General features: G+C 54.7%; 13 protein-coding genes and 1 tRNA gene. 6 read left to right on the plus strand and 8 right to left on the minus strand.

All coding sequences use genetic code 11. The features are described 5' to 3' along the window. Positions 1–5: 5 nt before the first annotated feature. The 4 genes from C1Y42_RS07940 to C1Y42_RS07955 are packed head-to-tail and all read right to left on the minus strand — an operon-like array spanning position 6 to position 3,487. Entirely contained in the window at positions 6–884 is an 879-nt protein-coding gene (locus C1Y42_RS07940) for a creatininase family protein (protein WP_021509777.1), read from the minus strand. 14 nt (positions 885–898) lie between these two features. Further along, on the minus strand, positions 899–1,354 hold the full coding sequence (locus C1Y42_RS07945; protein ID WP_021509778.1) for a RidA family protein: 456 nt from the start codon (positions 1,352–1,354) through the stop codon (positions 899–901). Beyond that, positions 1,344–2,540, minus strand: a complete 1,197-nt coding sequence (locus tag C1Y42_RS07950) for an amidohydrolase family protein (RefSeq protein ID WP_021509779.1) — start codon at positions 2,538–2,540, stop codon at positions 1,344–1,346. Before C1Y42_RS07950 ends, C1Y42_RS07945 begins: the two co-directional genes overlap by 11 nt. Beyond that, on the minus strand, positions 2,537–3,487 hold the full coding sequence (locus C1Y42_RS07955; protein ID WP_199188969.1) for a PDR/VanB family oxidoreductase: 951 nt from the start codon (positions 3,485–3,487) through the stop codon (positions 2,537–2,539). The genes C1Y42_RS07950 and C1Y42_RS07955 overlap by 4 nt, the downstream gene beginning before the upstream one ends. Positions 3,488–3,633: 146 nt before the next feature. Between C1Y42_RS07955 and C1Y42_RS07960 the strand changes: the two genes are divergently transcribed. Together C1Y42_RS07960 and C1Y42_RS07965 are read left to right on the plus strand one after the other, a co-directional pair. Continuing rightward, positions 3,634–4,578: a LysR family transcriptional regulator gene (locus C1Y42_RS07960; protein ID WP_021509781.1), complete on the plus strand. Its 945-nt coding sequence runs from the start codon at positions 3,634–3,636 to the stop codon at positions 4,576–4,578. 85 nt (positions 4,579–4,663) lie between these two features. After that, complete coding sequence (locus C1Y42_RS07965; RefSeq protein WP_021509782.1) at positions 4,664–5,113, plus strand: GNAT family N-acetyltransferase; 450 nt, start codon at positions 4,664–4,666, stop codon at positions 5,111–5,113. Between the two features lie 136 nt (positions 5,114–5,249). On the opposite strand, the gene C1Y42_RS07970 is transcribed toward C1Y42_RS07965, so the two are convergent. The 3 genes from C1Y42_RS07970 to C1Y42_RS07980 form a co-directional block, all read right to left on the minus strand. Next, positions 5,250–5,642: a DUF943 family protein gene (locus C1Y42_RS07970; RefSeq protein WP_233210691.1), complete on the minus strand. Its 393-nt coding sequence runs from the start codon at positions 5,640–5,642 to the stop codon at positions 5,250–5,252. Continuing rightward, positions 5,639–6,484: a DUF3289 family protein gene (locus C1Y42_RS07975; protein WP_104093151.1), complete on the minus strand. Its 846-nt coding sequence runs from the start codon at positions 6,482–6,484 to the stop codon at positions 5,639–5,641. The genes C1Y42_RS07970 and C1Y42_RS07975 overlap by 4 nt, the downstream gene beginning before the upstream one ends. 300 nt (positions 6,485–6,784) lie before the next feature. Next, positions 6,785–6,860, minus strand: a tRNA-Asn gene (locus C1Y42_RS07980). 507 nt (positions 6,861–7,367) lie between these two features. Here C1Y42_RS07980 and C1Y42_RS07985 point away from each other — a divergent pair. The 3 genes from C1Y42_RS07985 to C1Y42_RS07995 are packed head-to-tail and all read left to right on the plus strand — an operon-like array spanning position 7,368 to position 10,854. Continuing rightward, entirely contained in the window at positions 7,368–8,291 is a 924-nt protein-coding gene (locus C1Y42_RS07985) for a sugar ABC transporter substrate-binding protein (RefSeq protein ID WP_104093152.1), read from the plus strand. Between the two features lie 32 nt (positions 8,292–8,323). Continuing rightward, positions 8,324–9,808, plus strand: coding sequence for a sugar ABC transporter ATP-binding protein (locus tag C1Y42_RS07990; RefSeq protein ID WP_021509786.1), 1,485 nt, complete (start codon positions 8,324–8,326; stop codon positions 9,806–9,808). 14 nt (positions 9,809–9,822) lie between these two features. Then, positions 9,823–10,854, plus strand: coding sequence for an ABC transporter permease (locus C1Y42_RS07995; RefSeq protein WP_058777949.1), 1,032 nt, complete (start codon positions 9,823–9,825; stop codon positions 10,852–10,854). Between the two features lie 122 nt (positions 10,855–10,976). Here the strand turns inward: C1Y42_RS07995 and C1Y42_RS23555 are convergent, their stop codons facing one another. Continuing rightward, a complete protein-coding gene (locus tag C1Y42_RS23555) occupies positions 10,977–11,126 on the minus strand; it encodes a hypothetical protein (protein WP_158251395.1) in 150 nt (49 codons plus the stop codon). A gap of 185 nt (positions 11,127–11,311) precedes the next feature. Here C1Y42_RS23555 and nac point away from each other — a divergent pair, with 185 nt between their 5' ends. Beyond that, a complete protein-coding gene (gene nac, locus C1Y42_RS08000) occupies positions 11,312–12,229 on the plus strand; it encodes a nitrogen assimilation transcriptional regulator NAC (protein WP_058757341.1) in 918 nt (305 codons plus the stop codon). The last annotated feature ends 160 nt before the right edge of the window (positions 12,230–12,389 follow it).

The raw sequence follows: 12,389 nt of genomic DNA on the forward strand, positions 1-12,389 counted from the left end.
CCCGTTTAGCGCGGTGGTAAGAGTGATGCTGCGTCGTTGTGGTCTAACACTTTGCCCTGCCAGTGACCGGTGCCCCATGCCGGTTCAGCGCGCGTCACCCAGCTCATTTGATGCACTTCGGTGATGACCTGTGCCCAACTTTCCGCCAGCGAATCCAGAATCGCCGCGCCTTGTTCGGGCGTGGAAGGCCGTGGATCGCCAATCACGCCGCTGGGGCCGAAATCATAGGAAGCCCATGCCGCCATCGGTTTACTGGTGGAGAGCGTCGGGCAGGGAAATTCAGGCGGATAATTCGCCACGGCCTGGCTCATCTGCACGGTATCGGGGGCGAGCGCCAGCATCAGCGCGGTTTCCGCGTGACCGGCGTGCATCGCCATTTGGCGCTCTTTATCGTCCATAAAGCTTTCGGCGCAGTTAGGCACTTTGAAGGTGTCCTGCATAATGATGATCATGTCACCGTGGCGCAGACGCAGTTCGCGTGCGGCCATTTGCAGCGGCTGCGGTTGGCCGCCATGGCCATTCACCATGAGAAACTTGCGAAAACCGGCGCGATACAGCGATTCACCAATCTCCAGAATGGTATGTAATAAGGTTTCGCCGGTCAGCGTTAACGTGCCGGGAAAATGCAGGTGCTCATCGGATTTACCGTAGGTGATCGGCGGAATGGCGTACGCGGGGATGTCAGCGGGCAAACGTGCCAGCGCATGCCCGACCACGCCCGATGAAATCACGCTGTCCACGGCGCACGGCAGATGAGGGCCGTGCTGTTCAATCGCCCCGGTCGGCAAAACGATTACCGTGTTGGCTTTATTATCCAGCGTGGCAATGTCGGTCCAGCTCAGATACGGCAAAAAGCGGTTTGCCGGGATATAACCATGCAACATACTGTTTCCTCGCGTTATTGTGGCAACCACGCCGTGGCTTCAACTTCGATTAATACGTCCGGGCTGGGCAACATTTCACTGACCTGCACCACCGTTGACACCGGCGGTTCATCCGGGAAGAACTGCCTGCGCACCCGGCTGTAGTGCGGGAAATGGTCCAGATTGCGGAAATACTGCACCAGTTTGAACACATCGCTCATCTGCCCACCGGCGCGTTCAACGGTGGTGCGGATGCTCTCCAGCACATACCAGCTCTGTGCCAGAATCGGGCCCTCTTTGAAATCGGTAGAGAATTCACCGCTGCGTCCCAGCAGCCGTTGCGCCGCGTCAGGGATATCGCTGTAACCGCGCACGATGGTGGCGGTTTGCGGGTTCACCGGAATAATGCCGGAGAGAAAAATAAAGTCGCCGACGCGTCGCCACGCCGCATATTTGGCCAGCGGTTTACCCGCGCCATCATCAAGCGTCATCTGTTTCGTCTCCATAACGCACACCCTGTTTGAGCCGATAGCGCTGGCGCTGGCGCAGCGGCCAGCTTGCCGCATCGGCAGACGGAAAAATCACCACATCGTTGTGATAAAGCGCATCGGGCTGGCAGATGAGCTGAGAGGCTTCATCAAAGGCAGAACCCAGCTGCAGGCTCAATACGCCGCTGAACAGGGTATCGAGCGGGTCATAACTGCCGAGGGGGCAGAAAGCGTCCTGCACGTTATCAGCGCCCAGCAGCAGTGAAAGCCCCCGCGCCTGCGCTTCTTTCACCAGCGTCAATCCGCGCTGACGCGGTGTGCGATCAGGCACCGCGTCCTGCAGCAGCAGGTTGGTCAGGGGCAGGGCGATCAGCGTCACGCGGTGCAGGGCCAGCCGGTCAAGAATTTGCAGGGCATCTTCCTGTTGAGACAGCGCACAGCTGTGGCTGCAGGTAATCTGGCCACTGAACGGATGTTGTTGCAGGTAGTTCGCCAGCCAGCGCATGCCCTGCGCATCGGCATTCAACTCTTCATCTATGTGCAGGTCGATATCGAGCTGCCACTGTTCGGCCGCGTGCAGCAGATTGGCGAAGGCGACTGCATCCCAGTTGCTGCTGTGGATGAAACCGCCGAGAAGCGCGCCCGGACCGCTGACGGCCACCTGGGCGGCAATATGCTGCGCATCATCCTGGCGGGCAAAAAAGCTCAGCGGGGCGAGCGCCACGCGTTCAATACGGCACAGCGGATGCTGTAACTCACCGATCACCTGCCACGCCAGCGGCGCTTCAGGGCTGAACCAGTCGACGTGGGTGCGCAATACACCTACGCCACTCCCCACCGCCCAGCGCAACGCCTGCTCAGCGCGCTGCTGCAAATCCTCACGGCTCCAGTGCACGCGATCCTGATGCATCGCGGAAATCGCAGCCAGTAAACCGGGCTGGCGTGCCGGGCTACGCTCAAAGGTGAACGTTTTATCCAGATGCGCATGCGGTTCGATCAGTGCGGGAAGCACCAGCGCGCCATTGAGCGGCAGATAATCGGCACATGCTCCTTCACAGGGCGCGAATTTCAGCCCTTCAGGGTGAAAATGTAACGTCGCCAGCTGCGGCTGATGGCCCTGCATCGGCCAGTTGTCTGGCAGCAGCCAGCGGGGTAAGCGTGCGCCGGTCGCGCCCGGATAGATTTTCATAAATCCAGCACCAGCAGCGGAGATTGCGCACGTGAGCAGCACAGCACGATGCAGTCATTCGCGGCACGCTCTTTCTGGCTTAACACCTCGTCACGGTGGTCGGGTTCACCCGCTAACACCCCGGTAATGCAGGCACCGCACATGCCCTGTTCGCAGGAGAGTTCGATGTCGATGCCTGCCGCTGCCAGCACCCCGGCAATGCTTTGCGTCTGCCCGACGTGAAAACGCGCGCCGGAAGAAGCAATCTCCACCTCGAAGCTGTCGCCTGCAGGGGGGATTGCCGCATCAGCATGGAAACGTTCGCTGTGCCATTGTTCTGGCTGCCAGCCCTGTTCCAGCGCCCGCTGCTGCAGATGTTGCATAAAGCCAGCCGGGCCGCAGGCTACCAGCGCGCTATTGGCTGATGTTTCCAGATCGTCAGGTATACGGGTGCGCAGGCTGTCACCTTCGCTGCTGTAGTGAATAACGACACGATCACCGAGTTGCGCCAGACGCGGTGCAAACGCCAGTTCATCATGACGTTTGAGGTAGAGATGCAGCGTAAACGCCGCCTGCCGCGCGGCCAGGGCTTCCGCCATCACCAGCAGCGGCGTGAGGCCAATACCGGCCGCAAAGAGTAAGGTGCGCGGTGCATCCGGCAGGGGAAAATGGTTGCGCGGTGCCGACAGGGTTAAGGTATCGCCGACATTCAGCTGTTGATGCAACCAGCGGGAACCGCCCGTCGAGGCGGGATCAAGACGCACGCAGATTTCATAGCCAGCCGCACTGGCTGGCGAACACAGGGAGTACTGGCGCACCCCGCCGGCTGGCAGATGGACATCAATGTGCGCGCCCGGTGTAAAGGCCGGGAGCGGTTGGCCGCTGGCACTTTCCAGCGTCAGTAACAGATTGCCAGCACCGTTGGACTGCTTTGCGATGACGGTGGCGGCCAGGTGTGATGATTTCATAATCAGCCTGTCTTTACAGGGCTGTCATCAGCGTTAATGCCGCGCATGCCCTTGTCTTTATCATGGAGGCGATTATTATTTTGCCGTTGTGTAAGCGTCCATCTGTTTAATTCGCATGATGCGTTGCAAAAAAGAGAGCACCCACTATGTTTGCCTTCTCCCGTTTTCTGATTTATTTCACCGAAGTGGCCCGTCAGGGTTCGCTCCGTAAGGCTTCCGAGGTGTTACACGTCTCAGCCTCTTCAATTGACCGGCAGATTTTACGTGTGGAAGAACAGCTGGATATGCCGTTGTTTGAACGTCATCCATCAGGTTTATGTATGACGGCAGCGGGGGAGATCCTGTTTAATGCGGCTAAAAACTGGCAACGTGATTTTGGCCGGGTTTGTACGCAATTAGAGGATCTGCGTGGTTTGCGACATGGCCATGTGCATATCGCCACCATTGATGCCATAAATCGTGGCTTCTTCTCATCCATCCTGCAGCGCATACGTGAAGATTATCCCGGCATTTCGTTTACCCTCACTACCATGAGTAACATCCATATCGCCAATGCGCTGACCGCCGGCGATGCGGATTTTGGCATCATGCTAAATCCGCAAAGCTCGCGTGAACTGCTGGTGAAATCCTTCGCCGATCTTCGTCTGGGAATTGTGGTAAGCCGTCACCATCCGCTGGCAGCGCTGGAATCTATTCGCTTCAGCCATTGCGAGCCGTGGCCGTTTATTGTGCCCGCTGCGCCGTTAATGCTGGCCGATCCACTGGACGCGCTGGTAAACAGTTCCGGCATACGCCTGAAGGAAGTGGGACGCACCAATAACATTCATATGCTGCGATCGTTAGTGCGTGATGATGTCGGGATCAGCCTGATGTGCTGGCTGGATATCGTGGACGAATATCGTCGCGGTGAACTGAAATTCATTCCGTTGATCGACACGGTATTAAAACCCTTTACCCTGTCGCTGTGTGTGGCACCCCAACGCCAGTTATCCGTCGCCGCGTCAATGATGCTGGGTCAACTGGAGTTATTTTTTGCCATGATTGAGAGCGAGGAAGCGCAGGCCGGCAAGGAAGAAAAGCACCGCGTATAAAAGCCTGGGTGGCCTGACTGGCCCGCAGCACAAGATATGTCAACCCACTAACGGCCCAGCAGCCTCCTGCTATACAGGTATCACGATGGTAAAGATTGAACATGCAGACCCGCGCTCGGCGGAATCACAGTGGCTGATTGAAAAACTCTCCGCCGAGCTTGCGGCTATTACTGGCGATGGCGGGAACAGCCGCGCCAGCGTGGACACCCTCCAGGGTGAAGGCGCATTGTGGGTGATCGCCAGAGATGCGCAGGGCAGTGCCGTCGGCTGCGGCGCATTACGGCCTTTGGCACCCGGGATCGCCGAACTGAAAAGAATGTTCTCAGACCGCAGTTTACCGGGCATCGGACGCGCTTTGCTGGCGTTTCTGGAAACCGCGGCAAAAACTCTGGGATATCGTGAACTGTGGCTGGAAACGCGGCATGTTAATCAGCGTGCCGTGGATTTTTATCTGAAGCAGGGTTACCGGCAAATTGAAAATTACGGGCCTTACCGCGGCCGGGAAGAGGCCATTTGCCTGGGTAAGACACTTTAACTGCGCGATTAGCTGCCATCAGTCTGGCGGGTTTTTCTTGAAGGCGCGTATCTCCCTTCATCTTCCCGCCGACCACCGACAAACAAAAAGCCCGCTCAGGTTTCCCTGAGCGGGATTCTTTAAATCTGGCCGGATATTAAAATTGATATTTAACGCCGCCTTCGCGGGTACGCCAAATCATCATAAGAATATTTTTGTCGATACAATTTTTTGGCGGTTTCATATCAGAGAAGCAAAGCCTGTCTTCGTTACCTTGCGCTTGATAGCCTTTTCCCAAAGCATAAATAGCAATCAGGAATGGCGTGTTATTTCCAGATGGAATGTTATATTTATCCAGTATTTTTTCACGATTATTTGTCCACCAATCAATTTTCCTGGATTCAGAGGAAGGTAAATTATTAACAATAATCTGTGCTGTGTTGCCATCATAATGAGCATAAATAACAGAAACTTTATCATTTCCGAAAAAAAAATAAATGAGGCTGCATAAAGCTATCACCAGGGCTGGAATAACTAACTTACGCATCATCGCTTTCCCTCGATATCGATCACCGCTTCCATGTTAGTCAGAAATGGACGGAAGCCGAATCTGTCAAAATGTTGCAACACAAACCAGATTTTGAAAAACTGGAACTGGCTGAATTTTTGCTTACCTATATCACGGGCGTCAAGCCCAAAATGATCCTGCCCGGAAAATTTGATACTCGCATACCATCCAGTGTTGTTAACATTAAGACGGATAATTTCTATTTTCGTTGCATGGACATCATGCACAGTAATCCCCATGCCATTGATTTTATCAAGTAGCATCGAGTCAAATTTCGGTAGAATTGACAATTTAATGGCTGAAGTTAATTGCTCTAATTTTTCCTGAGGAAATCCCATGCTGTTATAGTCAATAAATAACCCAATGGTCTCACGCATGATCGACGTTGTTTTTCTGGCATCATAATCAGAATGTAACTTATCACGGTACGCTAAATTAAGTTGAGCGTTATAGAATGCTGAACCGCGTGAAAGCTGAAAATGCCTCAGCATTTGATTGATAAGATATCTGTGCGGACCGATGAAAGAGTAAGGCAGAGAGGTTACCTGCATCTCTTCAAACAGCAGTTGCGCACATTGTTCAACGCTGAGTTTGCCACCACGGTGTATGCCATTGTATGCCCCTGCGAACCTCGATTGCGGAGTATCAAAGGCAGTCAATCGGGTCAGGGTGTAAGGATCCACCACGTTTGATATGTTGACCAGTCCAAACTCTCTTTTCAGCCTCTCTTCCGGGATATCCCCATAACGCATGTCGTCAGAAGAGTAATCATTAAAACGCCGCTGGGTGTTGAAAACCGTTGCTGGAAATACAGCATTACTCATAGAAAGTGCTCCCTTGCTGGTGTTTGTCCCTGTTGAAACACACATGAATGCGCAGATTTGCCCATGCTGCGGGTTTTACCGCCTCACTGCCTGGTGCCAGAACAAAAAATGGTCATTAAATTCCGTAAGCGGCACAGAGTTTTTGCGGAGCATCCCCGGGGAGCACATGCCTGCGACTGAGGACAGGGCGAATACAGCGCTGGTCAGCCAGCAAGCCATGGCAGGATGGTGGTGTGGAGAAGGGGGGACGCAGAAGACAAAAAGCCCGCTCAGGTTTCCCTGAGCGGGCTTCTTTAAATCTGGCTCCTCTGACTGGACTCGAACCAGTGACATACGGATTAACAGTCCGCCGTTCTACCGACTGAACTACAGAGGAATCGTTGGAACGAGGCGAATATTAGCGATGCCGATCCCCGTTGTCAAAGCCCGATCGCACACTTCTGGTTTAAGTGCGCGTAAAAGCAGCGGATTGCTGCTTTTCTGCCTTGAATGGGCAGATTTCAAACTGCCAGCAAGATCTCACTTTAAACGCATTTCCTTTGAGATGTTAGATGCGTGTCAAAGTTTTGTTATTTGCCGATTTTAAAACAATCATTTCAGTGCTTTTATGATGAAAATTTCAAAAGAAGAAAGGATGAAACAAATGAACTGCTTATCATCACGCCCGAAACGAGTTTTGTCCGCTCAACGCTTCTTGCGAAAGTAACATATTGATAAGGAAGATGTTGAAAAAAGGAGCAGCACGGTACCGATAGCGTCAGACCAGAAGCCTTACCTCTACGAACAGAAAAAAAACGCCAGCGACGTTGAGTGAATGTAAAAGATATTTTTCATTCGCGGACTCAGCCAACCTGAGCACGTTAACAAATAAGAAGGGTTACCTATGAAATTCAAAAAAGCGTTAGTGACTTCCCTGTTAGCTTGCATGTTACCTGCCGCTGTGATGGCAAAAGATATCCAGCTGGGCGTTTCTATGGCGCTGTTTGATGACAACTTCCTCACCATCCTGCGCACAGCCATGCAAAAAGAGATGCAAAAAGACAACGTGAAAGGCCAGGTGGAAGATGCCAAAGGCGACGTCTCTCAGCAGCTGCAGCAGGTACAAAACTTCATCGGCCAGGGCGTCGACGCCATCGTCGTTAACCCGGTCGATACTAACGCGGTGAAGCCGATCATGGATGCCGCGACCAAAGCCGGTATTCCACTGGTATTCGTCAACCGCAAACCGGCGGGTCAGCTGACCGACAAGATGGCGTACGTCGGCTCCGACTCTGAACTGGCGGGCCGTCTGCAGATGGAAGCACTGGCCAAAGCGATGAACGGCAAAGGCAACGTGGCGATCCTGATGGGCGACCTGGCGAACGAATCAACCCGTGACCGTACTAAAGGCGTCGAAGCGGTGGTCGCCAAATATCCGGGCATTAAGGTGGTACAGAAGCAAACCGCCAAGTTTACGCGTAACGATGCGGTAGACGTGGTGAGCAACTGGATGACCGCCGGTGACGATATCCAGGCTATTGCCTCAAACAACGATGAAATGGCGATTGGTGCGCTGCAGGCGCTGGGTAAAAACCCGAACCACATCCTGATTGCCGGCGTGGACGGTACGCCTGATGCGCTGCAAATGCTGAAGAATGGCAAAATGGTTGCCACCGTATTCCAGGATGCGAAAGGTCAGGGCGAAGGTGCCGTACAGACTGCGGTGAAACTGGCGAACGGCGAAAAAGTGGAAAAAATCATCAACATCCCTTACCAGCTGATCACCAAAGACAACATGACGCAGTTCGAAAACCGTAACCAGAAATAATCGCTCCCCCTTAAGCCGTACGGAGGTGATGTATGACCGCTTTTGCGCTTGAAGCCGAAGGCATCAGCAAGTTCTTCCCCGGAGTGAAGGCACTCGACAATGTCTCACTGCGTATTAAGCCGGGGTCGGTACATGCCCTGATGGGTGAAAATGGCGCGGGCAAATCCACTTTAATGAAATGCCTTATCGGGATGTATCGTCCCGATAAGGGCACCATCCGCATTAAAGGGGAGCCAGTGCAGTTTCAGGACACCATGGACGCGCTGCGTTCCGGCATTTCCATGATTCACCAGGAGCTGAATCTGGTGCCTTACATGACCGTGGCGGAGAATATCTGGCTCGGTCGTGAACCGATGAAATACGGCTTTGTCGATCACGGCAAGCTCAATCAGCAGACGCAGGAACTGCTTAACAAGCTGAATATCCGTCTGAAAGCCGATCGGCTGGTCGGCGAGCTCAGCATTGCGTCCCAGCAGATGGTGGAAATTGCCAAAGCGGTGTCGTGGAACTCCGACATCGTGATTATGGATGAACCTACCTCGGCGCTGACGGAAACTGAAGTGGCGCATCTGTTCACCATCATCCGCGACCTGCGTGCCCAGGGCAAAGCCATCATCTATATCAGCCATAAAATGGATGAAATTTTTGCCATCACCGATGAGATCAGCATCTTCCGCGACGGCACCTGGGTCGGCAGCAACAGCACCACCGCCTTTACCCGTCAGTCGCTGATCACCCAGATGGTGGGACGCGAACTGACGCAGCTGTTCCCTAAATTCAACAGTGCCATCGGCGAAGAAGTGCTGACGGTGCGCAATCTGACCTGCAAAGACCGCTTTACCGATGTCAGCTTCAGCGTGCGCAAAGGCGAGATCCTCGGCGTGGCCGGGCTGGTGGGGGCCGGACGCAGCGAGGTGATGGAGAGCCTGTTCGGCATGGAAAGCTTCGACAGCGGTGAAGTGCTGATTGATGGTGTGCCGGTGAAAATCGATTCGCCGTCAACGGCGATTGAGAAGGGCATGGCGTTCCTCACCGAAGATCGCAAAAAGTCCGGGCTGTTTCTGGTGTTGTCAGTGCTGGAGAACATGAGCATCGTCAATATGCCCGATTACATCGGCAAAAGCGGTTTCGTTAGCCACATGAAGATGGCGCAGGACTGCATGGAGCAGATCCGCAAACTCAATATTAAAACGCCGACCATGGATCAGATCATCAATAACCTCAGCGGCGGTAACCAGCAGAAGGTGCTGATTGCGCGCTGGCTGCTGGCGCAACCGAAGATTCTGATCCTCGATGAACCAACCCGCGGCATTGATGTTGGCGCCAAAGCCGAAATCTACCGCCTGATCAGTGAACTGGCTAACCGTGGCGTGGCCATCATCATGGTGTCCTCTGAGCTGCCGGAGATTCTCGGCATGAGCGACCGGGTGATGGTGATGCACGGCGGACGTATAACCGGCATCCTCGATAAAGAAGAGGCCGACCAGGAAACCATTTTGTCGTTGGCATCCGAGTGAGGCACGAGACCCCTATGAGTAACGTAAAAGTAACGGCCCCGCAGGCCACCGAACAGAGTTCTTTCTTCGGCAATCTGCGCCATAAACTGCCGAAAGACACCGGCATCTTTGTCGTGATGTTAGGCATTGCGCTGATTTTTGAAATAGCCGGCTGGTACGTGCGTGACCAGTCATTTTTGCTCAACACCAACCGTTTAGTGCTGATTGTGCTGCAGGTAGCGATCATCGGTATTATCGCCGTCGGCGTCACCCAGGTCATTATTACTACCGGTATCGACCTGTCGTCGGGTTCGGTTATCGCCCTGACGGCGGTGGTTGCCGCCAGCCTGGCGCAGACGTCTGACAGCCTGTCGCCGATGTATCCGTCACTGGTCAATCTGCCCGCCGCCATCCCGATCGTCGCGGGCATCGGCGTCGGCCTGCTGTGCGGCGTGGTCAACGGCGTATTGATCACCAAAACCGGCATTCCGCCGTTTATCGCCACGCTCGGTATGATGGTGTCGGCGCGCGGTCTGGCACAATATTATACCCAGGGCAACCCGATCAGCTTCCTGTCGGACGGTTTCACCTCCATCGGTCAGGGCGCGATGCCGGTGATTATCTTCCTGGTGGTCGCCTTCCTGTTCCACATCGCACTCAAACACACCCGCTACGGCAAATATGTCTATGCGATTGGCGGCAACATGACCTCCGCCAAAGTGTCGGGCATCAACGTTAATAAATACCTGATCATCGTGTATACCATCGCCGGGGCGCTCTCGGGTCTGGCGGGAGTGGTGCTGGCGGCGCGCGTCAGCAGCGGCCAGTCGAGCATGGGCATGGCGTATGAACTCGACGCCATCGCCGCCGCAGTTATCGGTGGCAGCAGCCTGATGGGCGGCGTCGGGCGGATTACCGGCACGCTGATCGGCGCAGTGATCCTCGGTTTAATCAAAAGTGGCTTTACCTTTGTTGGCGTCGATGCTTACGTGCAGGACATCATCAAAGGGATGATCATCGTGGCGGCGGTTTCAATTGATATGCACCGCAACCGCAAAAAACGCTAACCCGTTCTGCTCCTCTCTTCCGGGAGAGGAGCAGGGTTAAGGCGGTAATTGCACGCTGCCGGGCTGCCGGCATCGTCAGACACAATAAGTTTTCCCACTGATAGCCACCGCGCAATTTCTCTTTATTCTCCTTTCTGCCCCCGCAATCCGTGCATTTTCTGCCCGTTTTGCACCACAGCAGCACGCGCAGTCATCACTTTTTTGCACATCTGCCTCGCAAATGCTGCACCATCAGGGTGCGTCATCGCCTGCGGATAAACGTTATGGGTCATGTGCGGCACTTATTAACCCATTCGGGGTAATCAGAAACGCTTATTTTCCCGTTCGTTAGGAAAATTCTGGTCAGTGCCCGCCGGGTAAAGATCAAACCTGGCCTGCATATTGCAATTTCTTTGTCACAAGCCAGCAGGCTGAGAACTCATCATTTGGGCATTCGGGGATCCGTGACGGAGGCAATATGAACTTAAGACGACTGAAATACTTTGTAAAAATCGTCGATATCGGCAGCCTGACGCAGGCAGCAGAAGTCCTGCATATCGCACAACCTGCACTCAGCCAACAGGTGGCGACGCTGGAGAACGAACTCGACCAGCAGTTGCTGATCCGCACCAAGCGCGGCGTAACGCCAACCGAAGCCGGTAAAATTCTTTATGCTCACGCACGCACCATCCTGCGCCAGTGCGAACAGGCGCAGACAGCGGTAATCAACGCTGGCCAGGCGCTCAATGGTCAGGTATCGATTGGCCTCGCGCCGGGCACGGCAGCCTCTTCGCTCACCATGCCGCTGCTGCAAACGGTGCGCGAGCAATATCCTGATGTGCTGGTCTATCTGCACGAGAACAGCGGCACTTCACTCAATGAGAAAGTGATGAATGGCCAGCTGGATATGGCCGTGCTGTACGATCGCGCGCCGACTGCCGGCATCAACAGCATTCCGCTGATGAAAGAGGAGCTGTATCTGGTAGGGGCGACGGCCTGTCCGGGTGCTACGGTGGATCTGGCTGACGTGGCACAGATGAACCTGTTCCTGCCGCGTGACTACAGCGCCGTGCGCAAACGCGTGGACGAAGCGTTCTCGCTGCGTCGCCTGAGTGCGAAAATCATCGGTGAAATTGAGTCGATCTCAACTTTAACCGCGGCGGTGTCGAGCGGCATGGGCGTTACCGTACTGCCGGAATCGGCGGCACGCGCGCTGGTGAGTTCAACGCATGCGTGGATGGCACGCATTAACAGTCCGTCGCTGAATCTGCCGCTGTCGCTGAACGTCTCAGCGCGCCTGCCGCTGTCGCCATCGGCGCAGGCGGTCAAAAATATTCTGCTGTCGCTGCTGAATAAGCCGATGGTGGAAGAGCGCGAGCTGATGTTAGTGGGGTGATAGAGAGAGGTTTTTCCCCTCACCCTAACCCTCTCCCGCCCGCGGGAGAGGGAACCGTCTGGCGCGGCCATCTATCCCGGCACGCCATCTCAATCTCGCGCGATCCGCTCTCTCCTCATGGGTGAGGGCAGGGGTGAGGGCGGCAAAGCGCACCCATCCC

Source organism: Pantoea sp. ICBG 985 (assembly GCF_002928365.1).
GTDB classification, from domain to species: Bacteria; Pseudomonadota; Gammaproteobacteria; order Enterobacterales; family Enterobacteriaceae; genus Pantoea; species Pantoea dispersa.

Excerpts from the sequence above, each read along its gene's own strand:
- C1Y42_RS07955 (WP_199188969.1), bottom strand. The coding sequence starts at position 3,487 with ATGAAATCATCACACCTGGCCGCCACCGTCATCGCAAAGCAGTCCAAC.
- C1Y42_RS07995 (WP_058777949.1), top strand. The coding sequence starts at position 9,823 with ATGAGTAACGTAAAAGTAACGGCCCCGCAGGCCACCGAACAGAGTTCT.
- C1Y42_RS07970 (WP_233210691.1), bottom strand. The coding sequence starts at position 5,642 with ATGATGCGTAAGTTAGTTATTCCAGCCCTGGTGATAGCTTTATGCAGC.
- C1Y42_RS23555 (WP_158251395.1), bottom strand. The coding sequence starts at position 11,126 with ATGACCCATAACGTTTATCCGCAGGCGATGACGCACCCTGATGGTGCA.
- nac (WP_058757341.1), top strand. The coding sequence starts at position 11,312 with ATGAACTTAAGACGACTGAAATACTTTGTAAAAATCGTCGATATCGGC.
- C1Y42_RS07965 (WP_021509782.1), top strand. The coding sequence starts at position 4,664 with ATGGTAAAGATTGAACATGCAGACCCGCGCTCGGCGGAATCACAGTGG.
- C1Y42_RS07940 (WP_021509777.1), bottom strand. The coding sequence starts at position 884 with ATGTTGCATGGTTATATCCCGGCAAACCGCTTTTTGCCGTATCTGAGC.
- C1Y42_RS07945 (WP_021509778.1), bottom strand. The coding sequence starts at position 1,354 with ATGACGCTTGATGATGGCGCGGGTAAACCGCTGGCCAAATATGCGGCG.
- C1Y42_RS07960 (WP_021509781.1), top strand. The coding sequence starts at position 3,634 with ATGTTTGCCTTCTCCCGTTTTCTGATTTATTTCACCGAAGTGGCCCGT.
- C1Y42_RS07975 (WP_104093151.1), bottom strand. The coding sequence starts at position 6,484 with ATGAGTAATGCTGTATTTCCAGCAACGGTTTTCAACACCCAGCGGCGT.
- C1Y42_RS07985 (WP_104093152.1), top strand. The coding sequence starts at position 7,368 with ATGAAATTCAAAAAAGCGTTAGTGACTTCCCTGTTAGCTTGCATGTTA.
- C1Y42_RS07950 (WP_021509779.1), bottom strand. The coding sequence starts at position 2,540 with ATGAAAATCTATCCGGGCGCGACCGGCGCACGCTTACCCCGCTGGCTG.
- C1Y42_RS07990 (WP_021509786.1), top strand. The coding sequence starts at position 8,324 with ATGACCGCTTTTGCGCTTGAAGCCGAAGGCATCAGCAAGTTCTTCCCC.